The sequence below is a fragment of the Cupriavidus sp. WGlv3 genome (assembly GCF_023952475.1).
GTDB lineage: Bacteria > Pseudomonadota > Gammaproteobacteria > Burkholderiales > Burkholderiaceae > Cupriavidus > Cupriavidus phytorum.
Window position 1 is genome coordinate 1 of sequence record NZ_JALHRX010000022.1, and the last position, 23,519, is coordinate 23,519.

Consider the following 23,519-nt stretch of genomic DNA (forward strand, 5'->3'; position numbering starts at 1 on the left):
AACATCGGCCTGCAGCTGACGGCGGGGCAGAATGATATCGATATCCAGGCGCAGCACGATTTGTTAAAGCTGGCGGCACGGGATGACTTGACCGTGGTGTCGGCCAACATGAACGTGGATTTCGCGGCGGCGAAACGGATCCGCATTGCCACGGCGGGTGGGGCTTCGATATTGATCGAGGGCGGAAATATTACCGTGGAGTGTCCGGGGGCGATTACTTATAAGGCGGCGCAGAGGAAATTCGAAGGGCCGGTGAATAGCGCCTACTCGCTCCCGGAATTTCCGCAAGCCCCGATGCCTTACAAGCCCATGGAATTTCGCATGCGCCTTGCAAATACCCCGGGCGAAGGTGGGCACGCGCTGGCTCACGCGCCCTGGAAGATCGCTGCGGGCGAAGCGCCGCTTGGACTCGGCATGGTGGCTGACGACGAACTGGTGGCACATGGCGTTACTGACGCGGATCGCAACGTGGTGCTCAGCCAGGCCCAGCAGGAAGACCTGGCGCGAGCCTATTGCGCCAGTCCAGCCAACACCTGGCTGGTCTATCCCGGCCAGACCGTACGCGTGCACGTTGCTGAACAGGATCCGTCGTGGACGGACCAGGAGGCAGCACGCCACGCGCTCAATGCCGGTGATTTCAGCGGTGGCTTGCCGCAATCCATGTCGGACGACAATACCCAGCAACGCCTGCGCTATGCCCGCGATGCGCTGACTGCGGGGTCGTCCAATCAGATCTACAAAAAAACTCAGTAAATAAGAAGCTATGGGTGCGCCAGACAAGCAGGTGTATCAGATCCTTGGTGAAGACCAGAAGGCCGCAAAGACGGCGACATCGGCTCCCGGCTGCTTCGTGCATGGCAAGGACGTTTTCTCCGAGCCCTTGAAGGGCAACGCGGTACAGTTCTTTGTCACGGGGACAGAGTACTTCGACAACGTCGCCAAGGCGATAGAAGGCGCGCAATCCAGCGTCTTCATCACCGGCTGGCAAGTGAATTTCGATGTCGTGCTGACGGGAAAGAAGACGCTTTGGACATGCCTGCGCACCGCCGTCCGGAACGGGGCCAGTGTCTATGTCATGCCGTGGATGTCTCCCAAGGTTGGGGTCGACACGGGAGACCTGGAGACCGCGCTAACGGTGATTCAGCTTAACGCCGGTCTGCCCGCACCGCGGGCCTTCGTCCTGCCGGCAGTATCGCAATGCGATCAGCCCGGTGCCTTGGGCATTGCCTTCTCGCATCACCAGAAGCTGGTCGTCATCGATAACAAGTTTGCGTACGTGGGTGGCATCGATCTCGCTTACGGCCGCCGGGATGATGGCAAGTATTCGCTCAAGGCGGAGGGGCGGCAGGGCAGCGAGTTCTATAACAGCTGCGTGCCGCCGATTCATAGCCTCAGCAGCGTAGAACAAACGGCATACCTGACACGCGCCGAACTGGTGGCGGCCTGCTTTGATAACAAGGCGGGTCGTGCGGCGCAATTCGTTCTATCCGCACCGATGAAGCCGCTGGCTGGGGCAATGGACGCGTATTCCGCGGCTAGTGACAAGATCAAGGACGTCAACAAGCAAATCTCTGACTGGTGGGTCACCAGCGACGTCGTACCGGAATTCGTCCGCAAGGCTCAGGACAAGGTCATCGATGCGGCCCAGGAAACCTCAGCCGATGTAAGCAAATGGGCGTATCAGCAGCTGGGTGCGACGCTGCAGACCAAGGTCCAAAAATTGCGTGAATACGGCGGCGCGCAGGTGGCGGACGCCACCACCGCACTGATAGCATGGCTGAATGGCGCCACACTTGATAGCTTGCCGCCAACCCTGCTGCAGAATACAGCCGATACGATCCAGGCCTTTGTCATGCGCCTGGTGCTGGCCCTGCAAGCAGAAGGCAGCCAGCGCAAGCAGTGCTATGCAAACCTGGAGAAGCTGGGGAAACTCTTGCCAGCCGGCGGAAAGTGCCCTGACAGCAGCGTACAGCCCCGCATGCCCTGGCATGACGTGCATTGCCGAATCGAAGGGCCGTCGGTTTATGACCTGAGTCGCAATTTCGTACGGCGCTGGAATGGCGTGGCTCTGCAGTACGAGCGCAGCGATGGCAGGACGGTCGACGCGCTGCTGCGGCAACTCGGTATCGCGGCTCGTCTCAAGGCACCCCGCATCGGGCCTGCACACCGGCCGGTACGATCCAAGGCTCAGCCAGGGTCATGCTGGGTCCAGGTTCTCCGAAGCGCCCCTAAGAAGATGCGTGTGGCCGAAGCAGCCGGAGAGGCGGAAAAGACTGCGCCGAGCGTTGCGGAAAGCAGCTGCCTGAGCGCAATGCTGAAGAACATCGAAGGCGCGTCGCATTTTATTTACATCGAGGGTCAGTTTTTTCAGTCCGATTATGGGAGCACCATGCTCGGGAACGAGGAAGCGGGCGGCGGGGCCCCTGCTTCAGGACCGATGCATGCGTTGATGGATGTCAAAGGCTCGCCGGGATATCAAAAATATGCCGCGCAACTTGGCATCCTTGGAGTGCCCCCCGGGCAGATCTATAAGTCCCTCAAGTGGAGCCAGATCGACGACGTCCAGCGGGACATCAGGGGAGGAGGCGCTGACTTTGTCAATGACCTGAAACGGGTCCTGGCCACGCAAGCCCAAATTGCTGGATTCAGCGCTCTGGGACCTTCGCAAAAGACCCTGAAGAATCCGATTTGCAAGGCGTTGGGTGACCGTATTACACGGGCCATCTACGACGGCAAGCCGTTCCATGTCTACATGGTGTTGCCTGTACACCCGGAAGGGACACTGGACACGATCAACATCATGACGCAACAGCACCTGACGATGCAGTCGTTGGTGTTTGGGAGCCACAGTCTGGTGAATCGGATTCGGCGCGCGCTGTTGGTGATGAAGTATGTGCGTGAGCGGAAGATGGAGGTGAAGAGGGCCAGGGAAACGGCGCATTCGGCCAAGTCGCAGGTACTTGATAGAGAAATTCCTCAAGAGGAATGGTCAAAATATCTCACGTTACTAAATCTACGGAACTGGGATAACCTTGGCGGTCGGCCGGTGACAGAGCAAATTTATGTTCACAGTAAACTCCTAATCGCTGATGATCGTGTGGTCGTTCTAGGTAGCGCGAACATTAATGATCGTAGCCAACTCGGTGATCGAGATTCAGAGTTGGCCATAGTGGTTCATGATGACAAGTCGACCTCGGCGCAATTGGACGGCCACAATCCCCAGTCTGTCGGCACGGTCGCTTATAATCTACGTAGAGCATTGTGGAAGAAACATTTTGGGTTAATGGGAAGTGCAGCGCCCGCAAGGACCCTGGCTTCTTGTCTTGAACAGCCAGCCGCACAAAAGACGTGGGAGTCGATTCAAGAACTAGCGCGAGACAATGCAATCGCGTACCAGAACGCGTTTCCGTTTCTGCCTCAGCTGGAGGAGGTTACATCTGTATGGCCGACATGGGATAAGAAAAAGGGCGAGCTGGGCGGCTATATGCCGTTCAATGAACGATTCTGGCGCGCCCCTCAGCTGCGTGATGAGAGCTTCACCTGGGATGCAAAGTTATTGTTGCGTGAATGTGTGCCTACCGGGGTCCGAGGCTTCATCTTGGCGCTGCCGATCATGTGGATGCGAGGCGAAAACAACGATTCGGGAATGAATTTGACTGCGCTTGCTAATGTTGACCCAGGAGTTGGGGGTGATTCCTCACAGCAAATGGCCGTATTGGACGCTTTGCTACCGAATAGAGCCAATAGTTGAGTGAGAACACTAGGACTAATGTTTGATGCAGACAAAAATATTGAAGATTGGCTTCGGACTTCGCGCCATCTTGGTGGTCGCGATACTGACTGGATGTGGCCAAAGCGGGCAAGCAGAAGAGCCAAAGGGAGCAATTGGTACCGATCGATTTGGAAACCAAGTTGAGATTCCAAATCCAAGTCGTGAAGATCGACTCGCTGCTACAGCGCCGGGGTATGTCACTCCTGATGGACGGCACATGGAGTGCTTGGGACGGGTAGTTTTCGACGTGCCCGAGAGGGCCTCCTTTGAATGGGCGATCTCGTCGAAAACTAGTGAATTTGGTACATTTGAAAATTTTATTCAACACTTTGATAATGGTACTGGGAAGGGGCACCTTCAACTCGAGACCGAAGAGCTGCGCACCGTGTTTGCGGTATATGGGCCGGTTACGCGGGAACTGAGTGATGAGTTTTTTGCTTTTAGAGCCATGGAAAACGAGGCCCTATTGCGAAATTCCGTGAATTCATTAAATGCGCAGAAGGAGAAGGAAGAACGTTTTCGACACAATCCTCCAGGGCCCAATACAATGGCAAATATTGCCGCCGATATTGCCAAAACCGAGAAAAACATCGCCGATCTGAAGGCTGGTCAATACCGAAAAGTGGTTGACCTCGGCCGTCCTCATAGCATGGCATTTCGCCATGACCAGCGTCGCGGCGGCGTTTCATACCTGCGTGGGGCGATTATATTAGGTCAACATCTGGTTGCCTTTGAATCAATGTTACGTGGTGGTGACATTCCGCAATTTGAAGAGCCTACAGAAGCTCAGTGGCAAGTCGCCGAGAACGCTTTGCGCAAACTGATCAGCCAACTCAAACCCCGTGCCCTCTACGAGATTCCCAAGGATAGAGGATTCTGCCTGCCTTTTGCGTTCCTCGGGGATGACGGCACCTACGGTAACAAGATCTCCTCTTCTTTCCGGCTCGCCGATAGTCCAGCGGTCATCTACACGCTGAGTGTTGCCGCGATTCCGGGCGGTGGCGCCTCCGAAACCACGCTGCTCAATGCGACCGGCCGCTCGTCGACCGGGTTGCTCAGCCACTTGCCCGAAGACACAACGGTGAAACAGCGCCTGGGTCCTCGTCCCTCGAAGATTGGATCGCTAACTGCAGAGCAGGGCGGCATCGTGGTAGAAGCGAAGCGTCCAGGCCAACCCGCGCGCGAGGGCTATCACGTCTATACCGGATACGCCGGTTGGGCTGGCTCGCAGATATTGCCGACCATCGAGGTGGTGATGGAGTCGGCAGCCCGGGCCTCCTACCCCAAACTGACGAAGGACGCGCCACCTTACGAGCAGGCGCGCCCACGGCTGGATGCCTTGCTCAAGAGCATCCGCCTGCGACGCACGACTCCGCCAATGCCGGAGTTGGTCGGCATCCAATAGCGAGGTGGACAGACTGCGCTTTTCTGACGTTCTAATGGTTCTAACATCGGGTTCGAAGCGTGCATGGCTTTATCGCGGATACCTGGAAGCAGGTGGCTAGTGGCGACAGTCTTAAGGAATGCATGGCGCAATGGTTAGACACTTTGTGGAATGTGTTGGAGGGGAAGAGTACCGCTCGTGCCGCCATGAGTCCGTTAGCATGGTGTGATCAGCACAGAAGTACGTGCGTGTAATGCTGGAATGGAAGGGCGGAAAGTAACGTGAAGCAAAGGCAAGCCATAATACTGGCGATTGTCCTGACAGGATCAAGCGTGCTGGCTACCGCCTGCAGCAAGAGCGAGGGATTGCAGCATGATATGGCCGCGTCCAGCATTACTGCCTACAATCATACGCCTGACTATATTCATCAATTCTAACGTGGGCTTCGATTGCCAGCCTCCGCCATCCTGTATCGACCGATCGCTCGCCGATCCGGCTGCACCGTGGTGCCTGCTGGTGAACACGGCGCTTGAGCTTACGCCGGCCAGCGTTTTCCTGACTTTCCTTCCGTAGACGCCATGCACGCGGCCTGGGCCGTGTGTGGGTGAACCGCATCGAATTTTTTCCGATCCCATGCACTGACGCCGGTGGCCCCGGCATGGTTCTTTGCGTGGCGCTTATTTCGGGGCCGGCGGGCGGCGAGCGCCGCGCGGGACGATGATCGGCCGCCTGCAGCAACGCCGGCATGGGCCTAGAATCGAAATTCCTGTCCAGAAGCGCTGCAAAATCCCCGCTAGGAGCACCACGCATGAGCCAACTGTTCGAGCCGCTCGCCATCGGCGGCCTCACCCTTGCCAACCGCATCACCATTGCGCCGATGTGCCAGTATTCCGCGCACGACGGCAATGCGGGTGACTGGCACATGATCCACCTGGGTTCGCTGGCGCTGTCGGGCGCGGGCATGCTGATCGTGGAGGCCACGGCGGTGTCGGCGGAAGGGCGGATCACGCCGCATGACCTGGGCTTGTATTCGGATGACAACGAAGCGGCGCTGGGCCGCGTGGTCAACGCGATGCGCGCGCATTCGCCGATCGCCATTGCAATCCAGCTGGGGCACGCCGGTCGCAAGGCCTCGAGCCAGGCGCCATGGGATGGCGGCCAGCAGATTGCCCCCGATGCGCCCGGTGGTTGGCATACGGTGGCGCCTTCCGCGGCGCCGCACGCCGCTGGGGAAGTCGCGCCCGTGGCGCTGGATCGCGCCGGCATGGACCAGGTGCGCGATGACTTTGTCGCGGCGGCAAGGCGGGCGGCGCGGCTGGGGCTGGATGGCATCGAGATCCACGCCGCGCATGGCTATCTGCTGCATCAGTTCCTGTCGCCGCTGGCCAACCACCGGGACGACGAATACGGCGGCAGCCTGGAGAACCGCATGCGCTTCCCGATCGAAGTGTTCGACGCGGTGCGCGAGGCGTTTCCGGCGCAGCGACCGGTGTGGATGCGCATCTCGGCGACCGACTGGGTGCCGGGCGGATGGGACATCGACGGCACGGTGGCGTTGTCGAAGGCGCTGAAAGCGCGCGGTTGCGCGGCGATCCACGTGACCACCGGCGGCGTCTCGCCGCAGCAGGCGATCAAGCTCGGGCCCGGCTACCAGGTGCCCTACGCGCAGCGGGTGAAGGCGGAAGTTGGCCTGCCGACGATTGCAGTGGGCCTCATCACCGAGCCAGAGCAGGCCGAAGCGATCATCGCCAATCAGGAAGCCGACGCGGTATCGCTGGCGCGTGCCATGCTGTATGACCCCCGCTGGCCCTGGCATGCGGCGGCGCGCCTCGGCGCGAGCGTGCAGGCGCCGAAGCAATACTGGCGTTCGCAGCCGCGCGAGCTGAAAGACCTGTTCGCCGGTGCGGCGTTTGGACAGCGCTAGGCTGTCGACCAACAATGTGAGGAACTGCCATGAAACCGAGGATTACGCTGATCACGCTGGGTGTCGATGACTTGCAGCGTGCGGTGCGCTTCTATCGCGACGGACTTGGCTTGCCTACCGCGGGCATTGTGGGCGAACAGTTCGAGCACGGCGCGGTGGCGTTCTTTGACCTGCAGGCCGGCCTCAAGCTGGCGCTCTGGCCACGCGCCAGCCTGGCGCATGACGCCGGACTGCTGGTAACGCCGCGGGCGCTGACCGATGTCTCGCTGGCCCATAACGTCGCCGACAAGGCCGAAGTCGATGCGGTGATGGCGCAGGCACTGACCGCGGGGGCAAGCGTGGTCAAGCCGGCACAGGACACATTCTGGGGCGGATATGCCGGCTACTTCCACGATCCGGACGGGCATCTGTGGGAAATTGCATGGAACCCCGAGATGCTGCCGGCCGATTGAGCCGACCCGCACCGCTGCTGGTGCAGCGCCGCAAAGGGATTTCCATAATTGCCACGCGCCGCCGAAGTGCGGACTATCCTTTGAACAGACAGCCATAGCATGCTGTCGACGGAGCGCCCCCCACGCAGTTCCGCAATACCCCACGCATCCCGCCCCGTTGGCAGCCCACCGAAGTAAAGCAATAAGAACAATGGCAAGGGAGACGTCCATGCAAGTCTATGACAGCCTGCTGTATGTGACTGCGATGGTGCTGGTGTGTTTGTATGTGTATCTGGGCGTGCTGTCCCGCAGCACGGCGATCAGACTCGGATCGCCGGCGATCGTGGCGGGACTGGTGCTGGCCTATTCGCTGTCGCCGCTGCATTCGGGCGGTTGATGGCCCTGACCCCTGCGTGACGGGGGCCTAGTTCATTTCGTGACCGCTGCCTGGCGGTCCGCAGTGCTGCTGACCTGTGCCGGGAACTCGCGCAACAGGTTGTCGATGGCCGCCTGCAATTCCTGCGGTACCACCGGTTTGTGCAGCAATGCGGTGCCGGTCGCGTGCGCGGTGCGCAGGCGGTCGGCCGCGGTATCCCCCGTGATGATGATGGCCGGCACGTGGCGGCCCAGCCGCTGCCGGATCGCGTCCAGCGCCTGCTGGCCGGTGCGGTGTCCGCGCAGGCGGTAATCGGCAAGCACCAGCCTGGGCGTGAATTCCGCCAGTGCTGCCAGTGCCTGTTCTTCCGATTCGACCGTGCGGCACTCGCAGCGCCACGCCGACAGCAGTTCGGACATCGCGCTGCGGATGGCCTCGTCATCATCGATCACCAGCACGCTCAACCCATCGAGTGCGCGCGCCGCTGGCGGGCGCGGGCTCTCTTCGGGCGACTCCCAGGCGTGCGGCATGTCGAAGCGAAACACGGAGCCCCGCGCGGGGCTGGACGCGAGCGTCACGCGCGTCTGCATGGTGCGCGCCAGGCCCTCGACGATGGCCAGTCCCAGCCCGAGCCCCTTGCGCTGGTCGCGTTCGGGATTGCCCAGCTGGTGGAATTCCCGAAAGATGTCGCGGTGCTGGGCAGCGGGGATGCCGATGCCGGTGTCCCAGACTTCGATCGTCGCGCGCGCGCCGCGCTGGCGGCAGGCCACCAGCACGCCGCCGCGTTGCGTATAGCGGATGGCATTGGCAATCAGGTTGCGCAGCACCAGTTCGACCAGGGTGGGATCGCCATGCAGCGTGACGGTGGTATCGCGGGTGCGGTACACCAGCCCGCGCGCCTCGGCCTGTGGCGCGAATTCGTTCTCCAGCTTGTGCAGCAGCGGCTGCAGGCGGAACGCACGCGCGCGCGGCGTGATCACGCCGGCCTCGAGCTTGGAGAAGTCCAGCAGCGAGTTCAGCATCTCGCGCGCGGCGCCGGAAGAGGCCTCGATATGCGCCAGCAACTGGCGCTGCCGTTCATCCAGGCTGGTGCGGCCGAGCGATACCAGGAACAGCCCCATCGCGTGCAGCGGCTGGCGCAGGTCATGGCTGGCGGAGGCCAGGAACACCGATTTGGCGCGGCTGGCTTCTTCGGCCGCGTGCTGCGCGGCCTCGGCGCGCGTGGTCTGCTCGCGCAGCTGCGAGATCAGTTCCACGTTCTCGAAGCGCAGCGCGATCGATTGCCGCGCCACGCGCGCGTAGTTGCGCGCAAACACCAGCAGCACGCACAGGTACAGCGGCGTGGCGAGGAACATCGGCAGGTATTCGAGATCGCCGGTAGCCAGGAAGGCGATCCAGACCGGCACGATCGCCGGCACGAAGAAACCGATCGCCACCGGCAGGCATGCCGAGAATACCGCCAGCGCCGCCGCGCTCATGCCGGCGATCAGCGACAGGATGCAGATCACCACCGCCGGCATGCGCACGTCCAGGTACAGCCATGCCACCAGTCCCCACAGCGCGCCGATCAGCATCAGCATGGCGGTCATGCCGCGCGCATAGCGCGCCGCGCCGGCTTCAGTCAGCCGCCCGGGCAGCCGCAGCCGGCCGAAGTACGCCACGGCGCAAGCCAGCACCATCGCACCGGCCCAGGGCAGGGCGCCGGGACGGTCCCAGTTCAGGACCAGGCCCGCCGCCAGGAAGATCGCTGCCAGCGAACTGCCTGCCATCGCGCAACCGAAGCTCTGGTCGATCAGGCTCATCTGCGCCGCCAGAATGCGTGGCGCATCGTAGCGGGGCAGCCAGCGCAGCGGCCGGCGCGCGGGGGCGGCCGGGGCGGTGGTCTCCGCCGTCATCGCGCCGCCTGTACCAGTCCGCGCCGCTGGGCTTCAAGGATGGCTTCGACTCGGCTGACCACGCCGAGATGGTCCAGGATGGCCGCGACATGGACGCGCACGGTGTTCTCGGACAGGCCCATATGGTAGGCAATGACCTTGTTCGAGCGGCCCAGCGTCAACTGATGCAGCACCTCGAGCTGGCGCGGTGTGAGGTTGCTCGCAGCGTAGGACGGCTGGGGCGGTGCCCCGGTATCGGTTTCACCGGAAAAATGTGTTCCGCCAGCCAGGCAGCACGCGATGGCTTCCTCGATTTCGTTTGCGTCGGCGGACTTGGGCAGGAAGCCGGCAATCTCGCGCCGCACTTCGGCCGGGATGGTGTCCAGCCCCGAAGTGCCCGACACGATCAGGATGCGCGCCGCCGGGAAATGCCGGCGCAATACCTTGACGCCCTCGATGCCGTTCAGGCCGGGCATCTGGATATCGAGCAGCATGATGTCGACCGCCGCGCCGCCGTGGTCCTGCACCGCCTGCATGACCGAACCCGCTTCGATGATATGGGCCACGCTGGGGCTGTCGGCCAGCACCAGGCGCAGCCCGGTGCGGAACAAGGTATGGTCGTCGATCAGCAGCAGGCGGGCGTGGGGCATTGAACAGAGGGGGTGCGAGGGGCGATCCATTGAACAAGAATCGCCGGCGCTTGTCCATGCAACCGCTGTGGGGGCGCAACTAGTCCGGAAAGATTATTGGCGCGCGGGAATGTCGATGCAAAGATGCGAGCCGTGGGCAGTTCCGCGACGTGCCCGCACCACTTTGTTACCCACTACCACCCGGCTGTGGGTATTTTTTTGGGCGAACGGTCGCCAGATGCCGGCGAAAAAAAAGCCGGCACCGCATGGCGGCACCGGCTTGACTTGCCTGGTGCAAGGCGCCCGCACCGGCGCCTTGCGGGGCAGTTACGGGCGGTTCACCGAGATATCGTAGAACGATCCGTTCGCGGCGATCCCCAGGCCCAGGCCGGTATTGCCCGGAACCAGCGAGATCATCTCGGAAGCGCCGCTAGTGGCGGCACGGTAGCGCAGGCCATTGGCCGGGCTGTTAACCTTCCAGCTGTCCAAACGGCTGTCTTCCACGCGCTTGCGGGTGTAGGTGCCGGTTTGCGCATCCACCACAGTCACGATGGTCGACCACGTGCCGGCGTTTTGCAGCGTGGGCACCAGGCCGCTATACATTACCGTGTCCCAGTACGAGTTGGTCGTGCCCACCACCGGCAGGGGGCGCACCACCTGCTTGGCGGCGATCATGAAGCCATCGTCGTGGGTAATCACGACCGTCACCTGGCTGTCGGTGCCCTTGAATGCATAGGCAAGCTGCGAGCCGAAACTGTCGGTGATCTTGAAGCTGCCGTCGGCGTTGGCGCTGAGCGTCGGCAGTTCTTCAGGCAGCCATGCCTCGCAGGTGTTCACGCCGGAGCAGTCGGCACCCTTGGTCAGCTTGCCCGTGGCATCGATGCTGAAGGTCACGCGGCGCGATGCGTAGGGCGTTCCGCTGTTGTCCCGCTCCATGCCGAGACCGTTCCAGTCGCCTGCCAGGTCGGCCAGGGCAACGGCCTGTGCGGGCATCAGCAGGGTCGGCAGATCGCTCATCGGGCCCGCGGGCGGCACGGCCAGCGCGATGCCCGACTTGGAGACCATTACGGTGTTGGTGGTCCCGTTTGCGCCCGGCACGGTGAAGCGGCAGGCATCCTGTGCAACGGCAGTGAAGGGGACGGTTTCATTGCCGATCTGCAGCTTGAGCGCGGCCGCGTCGAGGTCGCCGGCTTCCGCCATCGCGGACCCCAGGCCGATCACATGGTACTTGCCCGTCTTCAGCCCGGCGCAGCTCGACGCTGCCGGCTGCAGCGCAGTCTGCACCGCCGCGGCGTCGGCGTTGGATGCCACCGCGGAGGACAATTCACCCAGCGTGGTCTGCGAGGCTTCCAGGCGATCGCCCAACTGGTCCAGCAGCTTGTCCTGGGCATTGCCGGCGTTGGCGCCGTTGGCGGCCACCAGCGGGTCCTTGAGCGGGTCGACGTTGCCCAGGTCCACCACGCCGGTCAGCACCAGGCGCACCGCCTGGGTGGCGCCGGCCAGGCCGTCGGAAGTCAGCTTGGCCTGCGCCGCGGTGTCGAACTGCTCGAAGAAGGCCGTGGTGCTGCCTTGCGCCAGCGACGCGGTCACCAGTTCGGTCAACGGGGTGATGTTGGCCACCGCCGTGGTGCCGGTGCCCGCCTCCAATACCGAATGCAGCGTGGTGCCGTCCGGCGTCTTGACGCTGAGCACGCAAGGGCGCGTGGCGCCATCGATGCTGAGCGTAAAGGTTCCATCCGCGGCGGTAGTTGCCGTGCCGCTCCCCGCAGCACACTTGGCCTGGACCGTGGCACCACCCAACGCAGCGCCCACGGCCGCGGTGCCGCTGATCTTCGTGGCGGCGGGCGCCGTGGTGGGCGCGGAATCTCCACCGCCGCCTCCGCAGGCCGTCAGTACGGCCGCCGCCAGACCCGTCAAAAACAGATGTTTTGTTTTCATCCCTGTATTGTTTTCTGTGGTTTTTGTTATGGCAGGGCGCTGCGTGGTGGAACACCGGCTCATGCAGGACCCCGCCCACAGGGCGGCTGACCCGCCTTGCGGGCGTGATTTTGCGAGAAATGCCTATGCGCGCCCAACCCGCGTTGAGGTGATTGACAAAACACGTGCGGCGTGGACGACGGTTTGCCGCGGAAGGAAGGCGAATCAGGCAGCCGCCCGCACCAGCCCCGGCCACGTTGCCGTCGGCGCGAGCGTGCGGCCACCAGCGCGGCAATCTTCGAGCAGCCGCATGGCGTCGATGCCGAACCAGTCATGCCAGGCGCGCGCCAGTGCGCTGGCTGAGCGCAGGCCCGCATGGGCGGCCAGTTGATCCAGTGCGGGCACCAGGCCGCCGGCGCTCGCCAGTGCGTGCAGCGCATGGGCGGCGCGTTGCTCGCGCAGCAGCGGATGCAGCGCCTCGCCTTCGGCAAAGAGGCGCGCGCGCACCAGGCGCGCCGGCACTTGCCATTGCGCCGCCAGGCGCTCGGCGTTCCAGTCGGTGTCGGGGCGGGAAAAGACCAGGCCGGCGAACTGGCGCGACCACGGACGATCGGCGGGCTTGCCTGCCAGCCGGGGACAGTCGCTGTCCGGTACGGCGGTCAGGACGATGGCGCAGGGTTGCTGCCAGGTACCGGGAAGGTCGCAGTCGAAGTGGGCGAAGGCGTGCACCACGAACGGGTCGCCGGGCCGCACTTCGCGCCGCGCATTGGCATCGCGCAGGCTGGCGGTGCCGTGCAGGGCTTGCACATGGACGGCAAAGGGAAAGCGCAGGCGGGCAAAGCGGACGTGGTGACGGCTGACAAGCGGCATGCGGAAAACGACCCGGAAGCTGGCGGCGGTGCGGCGGGTAACTGTCGCAGGATTCGGCGGGCGGCGCAAGGCCGCGGACAGCGGTTTAAGGCCGGCCCGGCACCTGGTGACGGCCGCGTTACAGGTCCGACATCCCAAAGTGGCGCAGCCGCGGCAGGTCGGTCACGCGGATGCTTTGGTACGACAGGTGCACCATGCCCGCATCGGCCAGCCGGCGCAGCGCCTGGTTGACGCGCTGGCGCGAGAGCCCGGTGAGCAGGCCGATTTCTTCCTGCGACAGCTCCAGGACCGGGCTGGTGCGCGGATACAGGTCCGGATGGAATAGCTGCGCGATGGCTTGCGCCACGCGCGCATCGGCACCCAGCAGGCGATCGTTCTGCACGGTGGCGATGAACTGGCCCATGCGTTCGTTAAGCTGGCGCACGACAAAGCTGGCGAACGGCAGGCTCTGCGCCAGCAATGTGTTGAAAACCGGCTCGGGCACCAGCAGCACCTGCGAGTCGCGGATCGCGATCACGTCATAGCGGCGGCGCTCGCGCTTGATCACGCTGCCTTCTCCGCACCAGCCGCCGGCTGGCACGCCCGAGAAGGTGCAGCCGCGGCCGTCGGGCGTGTACACCGCCAGCTTGATCAGGCCGCTGTCGACGCCGATCCAGTGGCGCGAAGGCTCGCCGCGCCGGGCAATGAAGCTGCCCGCGGCAAAGGATTGCAGCAGGGTTTCGCGCGCGGCCAGGGCCTGGTGTGCCGGGGCCAGTTCGCCGAACCAGGCATGGCCGGCCAGCACCGGGGCGGGTGCCGGCGCGGGGAGGGAAGTGGGGTCTGCGGGTTCGCTCATGGCATGGACGGGCGCGCCGCGCCGCATCCTGTAAGAATCGTGTAAGCCTTGCCTGGCGCGGGTTTGCGGCAGGTTTGTCGTCTCGACGACAGTGCGCCGGCGTGTGCGATGATAGCCTTGTGCCGGAAAAAGTGACAGCGCCGCAAGGCGCCCGAATGACAGCGCCCGATTGACTCGATAAGGCGGAGACACCCGAAATGCCAACCGATTTCGACAGCGGCCTGGCCCGCAACGCGGCCAACTTCGTGCCGCTGACACCCATTGATTTCCTGGTCCGCGCCGCCGAGGTATATGGCGACCGCCTGGCCATCGTGCACGGCTCGCTGCGCCAGAACTGGCGCGACACCTATGCGCGCGCGCGGCGCCTGGCCAGCGCGCTGGCACGCGCCGGCGTCGGCAAGGGCGATACCGTGGCCGCGCTGCTGCCCAATACGCCGGCCATGGTGGAAGCGCATTTCGGCGTGCCGATGGCCGGTGCCGTGCTCAATGCGCTGAATATCCGCCTCGACGCCGCCAACCTGCTGTTCATGCTGCGCCATGGCGAGGCGCGCGTGCTGCTGGCCGATACCGAGTTTGCCGACGTGGCGCGGCAGATGGCGCTGGAGCTTCCGGGGCTGAAGGTGATTGCCGTGCACGACGTGCTGGGCCCGCAGGCGACGCCGTTCGGCGAGACCGATTACGAAGCCTTCCTCGCTGGCGGCGACCCGGCGTATGCCTGGCAACTGCCCGCCGACGAGTGGGATGCGATCGCGCTGAACTATACGTCGGGCACCACCGGCGATCCCAAGGGCGTGGTCTACCATCACCGCGGCGCGGCCATCAATGCGGTCTCCAACATCCTTGAGTGGGACCTGCCCAAGCACCCGGTCTACCTGTGGACGCTGCCGATGTTCCACTGCAACGGCTGGTGTTTCCCGTGGACGGTGGCGGCGCGCGCGGGCGTCAACGTGTGCCTGCGCAAGTTCGAGCCCAAGCTGGTGTTCGACCTGATGCGCGATGAAGGCGTGACCCACTACTGCGCCGCGCCGATCGTGCATACCGCGCTGGTCAATGCACCCGCTGCGTGGCGCGAGGGCGTGCGCGGGCCGGTGCGCGGCATGGTGGCCGGCGCGCCGCCGCCGGCCGCGGTGCTGGCGCAGATGGAGGCGATGGGCTTCGAGTTGACCCACGTCTACGGCCTGACCGAGGTCTACGGCCCGGCCGCGGTCTGCGCCGAGCAGGACGACTGGAGCACGCTGTCGGAGCAGGATCGCGCGGTCAGGAAGGCGCGCCAGGGCGTGCGCTATCACCTGCAGTCGCAGGTGGCCGTGCTCGATCCCGATTCCATGCAGCCGGTGCCGGCCGACGGCGAGACCATCGGCGAGATCATGTTCCGCGGCAACATCTGCATGAAGGGCTACCTGAAGAACGAGAAGGCCACGCGCGAAGCCTTCGCCGGCGGCTGGTTCCATACCGGCGACCTGGGTGTGTGCATGCCCGACGGCTATATCAAGATCAAGGACCGCAGCAAGGACATCATCATCTCCGGCGGAGAAAACATCTCGAGCGTGGAAGTGGAAGACGCGCTCTACCGGCATCCGGCGGTGCTGGCCGCGGCGGTGGTGGCGCAGCCCGATGCCAAGTGGGGCGAGACACCGTGCGCCTTTGTCGAACTGAAGGATGGGGTCAGCGTCAGCGCGGAAGAACTGATCGCGCATTGCCGCACGCTGCTGGCGGGCTTCAAGGTTCCCAAGGCGGTTTACTTCGGACCGTTGCCCAAGACCTCCACCGGCAAGATCCAGAAATTCGAGCTGCGCCGCAAGGTGAAGTCCGATTCGGCGATCGACGTCTGAAACGCAAGCGGCGCCATACGGCGCCGCGTCCTTTAGCGCGCCCGCACCTCGGGCGGCGTTGCGGTCCTGGGCGGTTGATGCCAGTCCGGGCCGATGTCGGGGAAGACCTCGCATTCGCCGCGCACGATGCTTTCGATGGTGGCGCATACGCATTCGGTGCCGCGCGGTCCCACGCAGACCAGGCTGCGCGGATGATCGCTGTGCTGCGGAATGGCGTAGACCCGCATGCCCTCGCGGAACAGCGGGTGCTTGGTGAGGCGTTCGTTCATCAGTTCAACGAAGCGCTGGGGCGTGACGACCGGCTTGTCCATTGCATGCTCCTGCGGCCCTGGCCACCGTACCCGTTTCTTGGCGCGGCATGGCGACCAGGCCAGTAAAGGCCAGGAAGATGACAGGCAGGTGGCAGAAAAGCGCACCGGGCAGCGGCGCGTGCCCGGGACGTGGCCGGAATGAAGAATCGCGGGCAATGCATCGCCCGCGTTGCCACTGCCACGCTTCCAGACTAGGTCACGCGGCGCGTAGTGCAAGTGAATCGCGATAATTTGCCGGGGTCAGGTGATGCGCAGTTCGCCTGCGGCGCGCGGGCCGTTCAGGATGCCGTTGCCGGCGGCCCAGCATGCGGCTTCGGCTTCCGCATAGGACCTGTAGGTGTCCGGTGCCGAGACCGTGCAGTCCTCGTCGGCGGCGCCGCAGCGTTCTTCCATGACGATGCGCCAGGTGAACTGGCCCGTCCCGTCCTCGAGAACATGGAGCACCAGGGTGCGGTGATTGTCGGTCAGCGTGAGAGGCAAAGTCGACATGGGTGTCTCCCGTTCGCAGGTAGGCGCATTGATGCTAGCAAGTGTGCGCCGTAAATGCCATAAGGCATTGCGGCCGCGCCATGGCAAGATACGGCCTTTGCGGCAGTTGCCGCGCCGGATCTTGTCGCCTTAACATGCCTCTCTCGCCCGAGCTCAACCAACGGATCGCCGCCCTGACGGCGCATTACGATGCCGTCGTGCTGCCGCTGTGGACCGCCTCCGGCTGGAATCCCGACCTGTTGCTGCCCTATGAAGGGCTCGCCGGCGGCAGCGCCGCGCCGCTGCCGCCGGCGCGTTATCGCGCCATGGCGTGTGCGCGCCAGTTGTACGTGTTTTCGCTGGCAGGGCAGCAGACGCATGCCGATACACTGTTCGGCTCGCTGCAGGCCTATTTCGGCAATGGCGAGGGCGCGTGGATCTACAGCGTCGACCCGGCCGGCGCGCCGCTCGACAGTGCACGCGATCTCTACACCCATGCCTTCGTGATCTTCGCCTGCGCCGCGTATTACGCGCGCTTCGGCAACGAGGATGCGCTGGAGGTGCTCGATGAAACCGTCGATATCGTCGAGGACCGCTTCGCCGATGGACAGGGCCTGTACCACGCCGCGCTGACCGAGCACTTCCGGCCCAAGGGTGCGGGCGTGCTGCAGAACCCGGTCATGCACCTGACCGAGGCCTACCTGGCCGCGCTGGATGCCACCGGCGACGAGTGGTATGCGGAACGGCTGCGCGAGATTGCGATGGCGGTGCACGAGCGCTTTGTCGATTCCGCCAACGGCTGCGTGGCGGAGCTGCCGCAAGGCAGCGCGGACAACCGCATCGAACCGGGGCACCAGTTCGAATGGTTCTCGCTGGTGGCTGGCAGGCCGGCGCTGTTTGACGATCTGCCGCTAGCGGATGCCCTGCGCCGCGCCTTCGCGTTTGCGCAGCAGCACGGCGTGGCCGCCGGCACGCTGGGTGTCTGCGCGGCACTGGAGGCGGACGGCGCAAGGATCGACGGCACCGAGCGCATCTGGGCGCAGACCGAGTTTGCGCGCGCGCTGGCAGTGGAAGGCTCGGCGCAGTCGCTGGCCACGCTGGCTGACTGGGCCGCGCAGTTCCGCAGCCGTTTCCTGCACGCGCAGGGCTGGCATGAGTGCCTGGCGCCGACCGGCGACGTGGTGCGTGCGGAGATGCCTTCGACTTCGCCCTATCACCTGGCCACCTCTTACCAGGCGCTGGCTGTGGTCGCAGGGCTGCAATGGCCCGCAACGGCCGCATGAACGCGCGGACCAGGGCGTTGTCAATTCTTTGCAGTTGCCGGGAGAGCGCGCGTCTACACTCAAGCCCGCGGTCCGGCCTGCATCGCAATCCTTCTTAACTACCTGGTCGTCGTTCTGAAGTTGCGGGCCGGAGCGCGCCTGCCGGCTTGACGCGGACAGCCATTTGCTCGACGCGCTTCTGCGCCTGGGTTTCGGCGTGGTCGTTCAGGATCAGGCACAGCAGCGTCAGCAAGGCTGCTGCGATCATGCTCAGCGCAATCCAGGCCAGGCAGTGCTTGCGTTCCATGGTGGCGGACAGTGGGGGCGTCATTGGTGCGCGAAGTTTAAGCGCGCGTACGCCGGGCGATTGTCAACCTTTGCAAACGCAGCCGCCTTGCAGGCTTCGTGGCCGTGGTTCTTATTCCGTGACGCCGTGTTCGTGCAGCAGCCGCTCGCATTCCTCGAGCATGTCGTAGGCGAACGCGGACTGGTAGTTCGGGTCGAGCGCTTCCATCATTTCGTGCGCGGCATAGAGGCCGGCTTCGCGCGACAGGGTGTCGGCGAGCTGCCGCGCAAACTGGTCGCTCAGTTCGGACAGCAGGCGCCGTTCCGACAGTGGCAACTGCAGCTTCGAGCGCGACAGCCATTCACCGGCCAGCGTGGCGCCCTGGGCGTCGGTCATCCATTTGCGATGTTCGTAGTAGGCCGACAGGCGTTCCGCGGCCAGCGCGAACAGCAGCGCCTTGCGGGTATTGAAATCGATCCGGCGGGGTGGGGCGAGGGTCATGCTTGCAGCTTGGTGCGGACCGGCGCAGCGGGCCGGCCGTGGTCATGTCGAAGGCGATCAGGCGGGCGCGGCGCCGGCCTGTGCAAAGCGCGAAGCCAGCCAGGCGCCGATCTCGGCAATCTCTTCCAGGCACACCGCATGGCCCATCGGATAGGTGTGCCATGTCACCGGATTCGGCCGCGCCTGCACGAAATCGCGCGCAGCCACGCCCATGGCCAGCGGCACCACGTCGTCCTGCGTGCCATGCGCGGCGAACACCGGCGTGGCGGCGTTGGCCGGGTTGGCTTCGGCAGCGAGCATCGATGGTGCGGGGATATACGTGGACAGCGCCACGATGCCGGCCAGCGGCTCCGGGTGGGTCAGTCCGGCGCTGTAGGCGATCGCGCCGCCTTGCGAGAAGCCGGCCAGCACGATGCGCCCGCTCGGGATGCCGCGCGCATTTTCTCGTGCGATCAGCGCGCGAATGGCCTCGCAGGATGCGCGGATGCCGGCCTCGTCGGCGCGGCGGCCTGCCTGGTCGAGGGAAACGATGTCATACCATGCCGGCATGACATAGCCACCATTGCAGGTCACAGGTATCGCCGGAGCATGAGGAAAGATAAAGCGCACGCCGGGCGCGGCCGGCAGCCGCAACTCGGGCACCACCGGGGCGAAGTCGCTGCCATCGGCGCCCAGTCCGTGCATCCAGATGACGGCGCAGCCGGGATTGGGCGCGGTTTCAATTTCGATCGCGGGCAGCAGTTCGCTCATGGGGCCGGTTCCTGTGGATGGTCTGCCTGCGCCATGGGGGCGTCAGGCAGCGCGAGTATCGCACAGGTCCGGACCTGCCTTGCCGCATGCCCTGGCACGCGCCGCGGCATCGGGTCCGCTTCAGGCCGCGGACGGAACGATCGGCACCGTGGTCAGGCCGGGCGTGCGCGCCGGCAGTTCGGGCATGGCGGGCGGTGTGGCGCGGCGCTTGTCGACCACGTCTTCCACGCCCTTGGCCGCGACATCTTCCAGGAACGCCACCATATCGCGGTAGTAGGCGACCTGCATCTGTGCCTCGAGCAAGCGCCGTTCGGCCTGGAATAGCGTCAGCCTCATGTCTTGCAGTTCCCTTTCGGCAATTTTTTCCGGGGTCGGCGGACTGAACAAGTTTGCAAGCCAACGCATGGCAGTACCTCCAGTGCTGTCAACAGCGAGTTTGCGGGCTTTCGCCATGAGGACCAATATAGACAAGAAATCGATAACGCGTCCCTCGGACACTTGGCCGTGGCGCCTCGCCCACAAGGATGATTGCCGCTTGCGGGACTCTACGTTAGATTAATCGGCCATGTGATCGGCCATTGATGGGACCGGCAGCGCGCGCTTGCTGCGATGGCGCTTCCGGACCAGTCGCCTGCGCGTGCATGAAGCGCAGGATCGGCGGCCAGAAGGTGTCGATATGCTCCGGCGATATGGCCGCATCGTGTGGCATGGCCTCATGCATGACCAGCGCATGCAGATGCCTGGCAGCGCTTGCCACGCGTTCCGCGTGGGGCGGCACGATGACCACGTCGTCACGGCTGTGCACCACCAGCAGTGGCCGTTCCAGCTTGCTCGCACGCGCTGCGTTGTTCCACGGATCCGGCAGCAGCCACGCAGCCCATGCGGGGATGCGGCCGGTCTGCACCGCGGCCAGCCGCGCCGAGCTGAAGCCCGCGGCTATCACATAGCCATCCGGCTGCGGCTCGAAGCGCCGTGCCACATCGAGCAGGATGCCCGAGCCCAGCGAATGTCCCAGCACCACGCGCCGTTTCGATTGCGGCGTGGCGGCGATGAACTGCTGGTAGGCGGCCATCGCATCCTGCCGCAGCCGGCGCACGCTTGGCCGTCCGGTGCTGCGCCCGTAGCCGCTGTAATCGAACACGTAGGAAGCGATGCCCGCATCGGCCAGCATGGCCTGCACCGGTGCCCAGTCCGGCAGGCATTCGTTGTCGCCATGGCACACCATCAGGGCCGGTGCTTCGGGGTCTGCCACCGGCATGCAGGCCGCGTGGAGGATGCGGTCGCCGCTGGCGAAGGTGGCGTGCCGCACCATCGGGGCGGAATTGTCGGGTGGTTCCGCGCGACTTGTCTCATCCGTTGGCGTGACAAAGGCTTTGCGCTCCAGCGCACGAAACAGCAGATGTCGCGCGACCCCGGCCGCAACGGCCATGCCTGCTGCCGCGGCCAGCCAGCGGTGCCGTGCGGTTTTAGAAGGGGGGCGGGGGTCAGGATTCATCTTCTAGAGGCTAGCAGGCCGTGCTCTGCAAGTGAAGAATTGTTCATCCAGAAGCGCTTTTTCCTGGCGAGCGCAGGGCGGCTATTCCTTCGATAGAAATCTTTTTCCTTGACTATCTACCTATCAGTAGATAGCATTCCCTCCATGGCACCGCTGCACTGGCAACGAAAGCAAGAAGGCACGGAAATGTGGCGATTCCATTGCATGACCTGAGCGGTCTTTTTTTCAGGCCCGCGAATCTATCTACTAGTAGATGCGAGCCTGGAAAGCGACCCACTGAATAGCCACCGACATCGAATTTGACGCGATCCGAACCATCGCACCCCAGGAGCCCATCATGACCAAGACCGCCAAGACCCTGATCACCGCCGCCACCCTTGCCGCCGCGCTCGTCGGCGGTGTGGCGCAGGCCGCCAGCGTGAACGCCAATGCCGGGGACAAGTACGGCTACAGCTTCCGCGTCGGCAACGCCGATGCCTTTACCGACGGTGCCCGCACCGGCAAGTTCGACCCGTTCACCGAGGGCGCGCGCAGCGGCAAGTTCGATCCGTTCACCGAAGGCGCCCGCGTCGGCAAGACTGACCCGTACACGGACGGCTTCCGCACCGTGGCGGGCCTGGACCGCACCGGCGTCTCGGCCGAGCCGGCCCGCAGCTTCGACCCGTACACGGACGGTGCGCGCGTCGGCAAGGCTGACCCCTATACCGACGGCGCCCTGGCCTGATTGCCGCCGGCACCGGCCGGCGGCCCACAACTTACGATGGCGGCACGTGGCCGCCGTCCGATGGAGTCCATCATGAGTTTGCGTGACAGCATCCTGTTGCTTGGCGGATGGCTGGTACTTTGCGTGACGAGTGGCTCGATGATTACCTTCGCCGCGCAGGTTCTGCCTGGCTAATGCCCATGTAATGCACCGTGCCCCGAGGCTAGGGAATTACCCCAGCCCCGGGGCATTTCAACTTGAGCGTCTATCTTCGCGTAGATAAACTGCTTGCATGAAAACCCAATCCGTACGCGAGCAATTGCTCGAGCACACCCTGATCCTGATCCGGCGGCGCGGCTTCAACGGCTTCAGCTACCGCGACCTGGCGGAGCTGGTGGGCGTGAAGACCTCCAGCATCCACTATTACTTTCCGACCAAGGAAGACCTGGTCCAGGAGGCGGTGAAGGAATATAGCGCCCGCCTGTCCGAGCGCATCAATGCCATCGACACCAGCCTGCCGGTCACCGAACAGGCCGCCATCTACCTGGCGCCATTCCGCGCCAGCTGCGGCTCGGACCAGATCTGCCTGTGCGGCATGCTGTCGACCGAAACGCTGTGCCTGCCGGAATCCGTGCACAAGATGCTGCAGGGCTTCTTCCTGCTGAACGAACAATGGCTCGCCGGGCTGCTGGAGCGGGCCCAGCCGCATCGCAGTACGCCGTTCCCGGTGCCGCCGGCGCGGCTCGCACAGGTGGTATTCGGCTCGCTGCAGAGCGGGCTGATCGCGGCACGCCTGTTCGGCACGTCGGACCGCGTTGAGGCCGCTGCCGACACGCTGATGGCTGCCGTGTCCGGTTGAGTTTGCGCGCGATATCAGTGGCGCGTCTGAAGCCGTCATGTGGCGCAAGCCGCATGGCGGTTTTTTTATGGCTCGCCGCGCTGCCCTCCGCCTGTAGAAAATCAGTTTAAAAACAATGGCGTAAGACGTCATGGCGAATGCCTATCGCACCGATAGAAATGTTTTTCCTTGACTCTCTACCTAGTAGTAGATAGTATCAAGTCCATGGAAGCGCAGCACCGCCACCAACAAGCAAGACCAGGCGGCACACGGCGATCCCATTGCACGACCGGAAGCGGTCATTTTTTGGGACTGGTTATCTATCTACTGATAGATGCGGAATCCGAAGAAGGACTGCAACAGCCACTGATACCGAATTTGACGCGATCCGAACCATCGCACCCCAGGAGCCCATCATGACCAAGACCGCCAAGACCCTGATCACCGCCGCCACCCTTGCCGCCGCGCTCGCCGGCGGTGTCGCGCAGGCCGCCAGCGTGAACGCCAATGCCGGCGACAAGTACGGCTACAGCTACCGCGTCGGCAACGCCGATGCCTTTACCGACGGTGCCCGCACCGGAAAGTTCGACCCGTTCACGGAAGGCGCGCGCAGCGGCAAGTTCGATCCGTTCACCGAAGGCGCACGCGTCGGCAAGCCTGACCCGTACACCGACGGCGCGCGCATGATCGCGGCCACGGTGCCGGCCGACAGCTACGGCTACAACTTCCGCAGCGGCAAGGCCGACCCGTTCACCGATGGCGCCCGCGTGGGCAAGCCCGACCCGTACACCGACGGCGCCCGCACGGTTGCCGGGCTGGATCGCAGCGGTGTGTCGGCCGGGCCGGCCCGCAGCTTCGACCCGTACACCGACGGGGCGCGCGTAGGCAAGGCTGATCCGTACACCGACGGCGCACGCACGGTTGCCGGCCTGGATCGCAGCGGCGTGTCGGCCGAACCGGCCCGCAGCTTCGACCCGTACACCGACGGTGCGCGCGTAGGCAAGGTCGATCCCTACACCGACGGCGCCATCGCCTGAGAGCCGGCCGGCCTGGCGCCGGCC

Annotated in this window: 23 protein-coding genes; 11 read left to right on the forward strand and 12 right to left on the reverse strand. The window is 64.3% G+C overall.

Annotated features, from left to right (window positions below; all coding sequences use genetic code 11):
* The 6 genes from MKD38_RS25925 to MKD38_RS25950 form a co-directional block, all read left to right on the forward strand.
* Positions 1–753: DUF2345 domain-containing protein (locus tag MKD38_RS25925; RefSeq protein WP_252681514.1), on the forward strand; the 753-nt coding region annotated here is incomplete at its 5' end.
* Positions 754–763: 10 nt separating this feature from the next.
* On the forward strand, positions 764–3,751 hold the full coding sequence (locus MKD38_RS25930) for a phospholipase D-like domain-containing protein (RefSeq protein WP_252681517.1): 2,988 nt from the start codon (positions 764–766) through the stop codon (positions 3,749–3,751).
* A gap of 25 nt (positions 3,752–3,776) precedes the next feature.
* Positions 3,777–5,177: a T6SS immunity protein Tli4 family protein gene (locus MKD38_RS25935; protein WP_252681656.1), complete on the forward strand. Its 1,401-nt coding sequence runs from the start codon at positions 3,777–3,779 to the stop codon at positions 5,175–5,177.
* A 787-nt stretch (positions 5,178–5,964) separates the two neighbouring features.
* Complete coding sequence (locus MKD38_RS25940; protein WP_252681519.1) at positions 5,965–7,080, forward strand: NADH:flavin oxidoreductase/NADH oxidase; 1,116 nt, start codon at positions 5,965–5,967, stop codon at positions 7,078–7,080.
* Between the two features lie 29 nt (positions 7,081–7,109).
* Positions 7,110–7,532, forward strand: coding sequence for a VOC family protein (locus tag MKD38_RS25945; protein ID WP_252681521.1), 423 nt, complete (start codon positions 7,110–7,112; stop codon positions 7,530–7,532).
* Positions 7,533–7,740: 208 nt separating this feature from the next.
* Positions 7,741–7,908, forward strand: a complete 168-nt coding sequence (locus tag MKD38_RS25950; protein ID WP_010812488.1) for a hypothetical protein — start codon at positions 7,741–7,743, stop codon at positions 7,906–7,908.
* A 32-nt stretch (positions 7,909–7,940) separates the two neighbouring features.
* Here the strand turns inward: MKD38_RS25950 and MKD38_RS25955 are convergent, their stop codons facing one another.
* From MKD38_RS25955 to MKD38_RS25975, 5 genes are all read right to left on the reverse strand, one after another.
* On the reverse strand, positions 7,941–9,782 hold the full coding sequence (locus tag MKD38_RS25955; protein ID WP_252681524.1) for an ATP-binding response regulator: 1,842 nt from the start codon (positions 9,780–9,782) through the stop codon (positions 7,941–7,943).
* A complete protein-coding gene (locus MKD38_RS25960; RefSeq protein WP_252681527.1) occupies positions 9,779–10,411 on the reverse strand; it encodes a response regulator transcription factor in 633 nt (210 codons plus the stop codon). Before MKD38_RS25960 ends, MKD38_RS25955 begins: the two co-directional genes overlap by 4 nt.
* Positions 10,412–10,717: 306 nt before the next feature.
* Positions 10,718–12,328, reverse strand: a complete 1,611-nt coding sequence (locus tag MKD38_RS25965; RefSeq protein WP_252681530.1) for a hypothetical protein — start codon at positions 12,326–12,328, stop codon at positions 10,718–10,720.
* Between the two features lie 204 nt (positions 12,329–12,532).
* Positions 12,533–13,177 carry an AraC family transcriptional regulator gene (locus MKD38_RS25970; protein ID WP_252681532.1) on the reverse strand — a complete coding sequence of 215 codons (645 nt, stop codon included), beginning with the start codon at positions 13,175–13,177 and terminating at the stop codon, positions 12,533–12,535.
* A gap of 118 nt (positions 13,178–13,295) precedes the next feature.
* On the reverse strand, positions 13,296–14,012 hold the full coding sequence (locus MKD38_RS25975) for a Crp/Fnr family transcriptional regulator (protein ID WP_252681534.1): 717 nt from the start codon (positions 14,010–14,012) through the stop codon (positions 13,296–13,298).
* Positions 14,013–14,209: 197 nt separating this feature from the next.
* Here MKD38_RS25975 and MKD38_RS25980 point away from each other — a divergent pair, with 197 nt between their 5' ends.
* Positions 14,210–15,844: an acyl-CoA synthetase gene (locus MKD38_RS25980; RefSeq protein WP_252681536.1), complete on the forward strand. Its 1,635-nt coding sequence runs from the start codon at positions 14,210–14,212 to the stop codon at positions 15,842–15,844.
* Between the two features lie 32 nt (positions 15,845–15,876).
* Here the strand turns inward: MKD38_RS25980 and MKD38_RS25985 are convergent, their stop codons facing one another.
* Both MKD38_RS25985 and MKD38_RS25990 read right to left on the reverse strand, forming a co-directional pair.
* Positions 15,877–16,155 (reverse strand): hypothetical protein, encoded by a 279-nt coding sequence (locus MKD38_RS25985; protein ID WP_062803237.1) that lies wholly within the window; start codon positions 16,153–16,155, stop codon positions 15,877–15,879.
* A gap of 240 nt (positions 16,156–16,395) precedes the next feature.
* On the reverse strand, positions 16,396–16,644 hold the full coding sequence (locus tag MKD38_RS25990) for a hypothetical protein (protein ID WP_252681538.1): 249 nt from the start codon (positions 16,642–16,644) through the stop codon (positions 16,396–16,398).
* A gap of 134 nt (positions 16,645–16,778) precedes the next feature.
* Between MKD38_RS25990 and MKD38_RS25995 the strand changes: the two genes are divergently transcribed.
* Positions 16,779–17,906 carry an AGE family epimerase/isomerase gene (locus MKD38_RS25995; protein ID WP_252681540.1) on the forward strand — a complete coding sequence of 376 codons (1,128 nt, stop codon included), beginning with the start codon at positions 16,779–16,781 and terminating at the stop codon, positions 17,904–17,906.
* A gap of 94 nt (positions 17,907–18,000) precedes the next feature.
* On the opposite strand, the gene MKD38_RS26000 is transcribed toward MKD38_RS25995, so the two are convergent.
* The 5 genes from MKD38_RS26000 to MKD38_RS26020 form a co-directional block, all read right to left on the reverse strand.
* Entirely contained in the window at positions 18,001–18,192 is a 192-nt protein-coding gene (locus tag MKD38_RS26000; protein ID WP_252681542.1) for a hypothetical protein, read from the reverse strand.
* A gap of 111 nt (positions 18,193–18,303) precedes the next feature.
* The gene (locus MKD38_RS26005) at positions 18,304–18,672 is read right to left on the reverse strand and encodes a hypothetical protein (protein ID WP_112775198.1); all 369 of its coding nucleotides are present in this window, start codon (positions 18,670–18,672) and stop codon (positions 18,304–18,306) included.
* Between the two features lie 57 nt (positions 18,673–18,729).
* The gene (locus tag MKD38_RS26010; RefSeq protein WP_252681545.1) at positions 18,730–19,422 is read right to left on the reverse strand and encodes an alpha/beta hydrolase; all 693 of its coding nucleotides are present in this window, start codon (positions 19,420–19,422) and stop codon (positions 18,730–18,732) included.
* Positions 19,423–19,542: 120 nt separating this feature from the next.
* The gene (locus MKD38_RS26015) at positions 19,543–19,827 is read right to left on the reverse strand and encodes a hypothetical protein (RefSeq protein WP_010812500.1); all 285 of its coding nucleotides are present in this window, start codon (positions 19,825–19,827) and stop codon (positions 19,543–19,545) included.
* A gap of 145 nt (positions 19,828–19,972) precedes the next feature.
* Complete coding sequence (locus tag MKD38_RS26020; protein WP_371925750.1) at positions 19,973–20,917, reverse strand: alpha/beta hydrolase; 945 nt, start codon at positions 20,915–20,917, stop codon at positions 19,973–19,975.
* A gap of 337 nt (positions 20,918–21,254) precedes the next feature.
* On the opposite strand from MKD38_RS26020, the gene MKD38_RS26025 reads away from it, so the two are divergent.
* From MKD38_RS26025 to MKD38_RS26035, 3 genes are all read left to right on the forward strand, one after another.
* On the forward strand, positions 21,255–21,641 hold the full coding sequence (locus MKD38_RS26025; RefSeq protein ID WP_252681550.1) for a hypothetical protein: 387 nt from the start codon (positions 21,255–21,257) through the stop codon (positions 21,639–21,641).
* A gap of 271 nt (positions 21,642–21,912) precedes the next feature.
* On the forward strand, positions 21,913–22,479 hold the full coding sequence (locus tag MKD38_RS26030) for a TetR/AcrR family transcriptional regulator (RefSeq protein WP_115700271.1): 567 nt from the start codon (positions 21,913–21,915) through the stop codon (positions 22,477–22,479).
* Positions 22,480–22,874: 395 nt separating this feature from the next.
* Positions 22,875–23,495 (forward strand): copper resistance protein CopQ, encoded by a 621-nt coding sequence (locus MKD38_RS26035; protein ID WP_252681552.1) that lies wholly within the window; start codon positions 22,875–22,877, stop codon positions 23,493–23,495.
* Positions 23,496–23,519: the final 24 nt, after the last annotated feature.

Bases quoted from the DNA above. Each gene is read 5' to 3' on its own strand.
- MKD38_RS25960 (WP_252681527.1), bottom strand. From the start codon at position 10,411: ATGCCCCACGCCCGCCTGCTGCTGATCGACGACCATACCTTGTTCCGC.
- MKD38_RS26025 (WP_252681550.1), top strand. From the start codon at position 21,255: ATGACCAAGACCGCCAAGACCCTGATCACCGCCGCCACCCTTGCCGCC.
- MKD38_RS25945 (WP_252681521.1), top strand. From the start codon at position 7,110: ATGAAACCGAGGATTACGCTGATCACGCTGGGTGTCGATGACTTGCAG.
- MKD38_RS26000 (WP_252681542.1), bottom strand. From the start codon at position 18,192: ATGGAACGCAAGCACTGCCTGGCCTGGATTGCGCTGAGCATGATCGCA.
- MKD38_RS25985 (WP_062803237.1), bottom strand. From the start codon at position 16,155: ATGGACAAGCCGGTCGTCACGCCCCAGCGCTTCGTTGAACTGATGAAC.
- MKD38_RS26010 (WP_252681545.1), bottom strand. From the start codon at position 19,422: ATGAGCGAACTGCTGCCCGCGATCGAAATTGAAACCGCGCCCAATCCC.
- MKD38_RS26005 (WP_112775198.1), bottom strand. From the start codon at position 18,672: ATGACCCTCGCCCCACCCCGCCGGATCGATTTCAATACCCGCAAGGCG.
- MKD38_RS25940 (WP_252681519.1), top strand. From the start codon at position 5,965: ATGAGCCAACTGTTCGAGCCGCTCGCCATCGGCGGCCTCACCCTTGCC.
- MKD38_RS25980 (WP_252681536.1), top strand. From the start codon at position 14,210: ATGCCAACCGATTTCGACAGCGGCCTGGCCCGCAACGCGGCCAACTTC.
- MKD38_RS25930 (WP_252681517.1), top strand. From the start codon at position 764: ATGGGTGCGCCAGACAAGCAGGTGTATCAGATCCTTGGTGAAGACCAG.
- MKD38_RS26020 (WP_371925750.1), bottom strand. From the start codon at position 20,917: ATGAATCCTGACCCCCGCCCCCCTTCTAAAACCGCACGGCACCGCTGG.
- MKD38_RS25965 (WP_252681530.1), bottom strand. From the start codon at position 12,328: ATGAAAACAAAACATCTGTTTTTGACGGGTCTGGCGGCGGCCGTACTG.
- MKD38_RS26030 (WP_115700271.1), top strand. From the start codon at position 21,913: ATGAAAACCCAATCCGTACGCGAGCAATTGCTCGAGCACACCCTGATC.
- MKD38_RS25975 (WP_252681534.1), bottom strand. From the start codon at position 14,012: ATGAGCGAACCCGCAGACCCCACTTCCCTCCCCGCGCCGGCACCCGCC.
- MKD38_RS25970 (WP_252681532.1), bottom strand. From the start codon at position 13,177: ATGCCGCTTGTCAGCCGTCACCACGTCCGCTTTGCCCGCCTGCGCTTT.
- MKD38_RS25950 (WP_010812488.1), top strand. From the start codon at position 7,741: ATGCAAGTCTATGACAGCCTGCTGTATGTGACTGCGATGGTGCTGGTG.
- MKD38_RS26015 (WP_010812500.1), bottom strand. From the start codon at position 19,827: ATGCGTTGGCTTGCAAACTTGTTCAGTCCGCCGACCCCGGAAAAAATT.
- MKD38_RS25935 (WP_252681656.1), top strand. From the start codon at position 3,777: ATGCAGACAAAAATATTGAAGATTGGCTTCGGACTTCGCGCCATCTTG.
- MKD38_RS25990 (WP_252681538.1), bottom strand. From the start codon at position 16,644: ATGTCGACTTTGCCTCTCACGCTGACCGACAATCACCGCACCCTGGTG.
- MKD38_RS26035 (WP_252681552.1), top strand. From the start codon at position 22,875: ATGACCAAGACCGCCAAGACCCTGATCACCGCCGCCACCCTTGCCGCC.
- MKD38_RS25955 (WP_252681524.1), bottom strand. From the start codon at position 9,782: ATGACGGCGGAGACCACCGCCCCGGCCGCCCCCGCGCGCCGGCCGCTG.
- MKD38_RS25995 (WP_252681540.1), top strand. From the start codon at position 16,779: ATGCCTCTCTCGCCCGAGCTCAACCAACGGATCGCCGCCCTGACGGCG.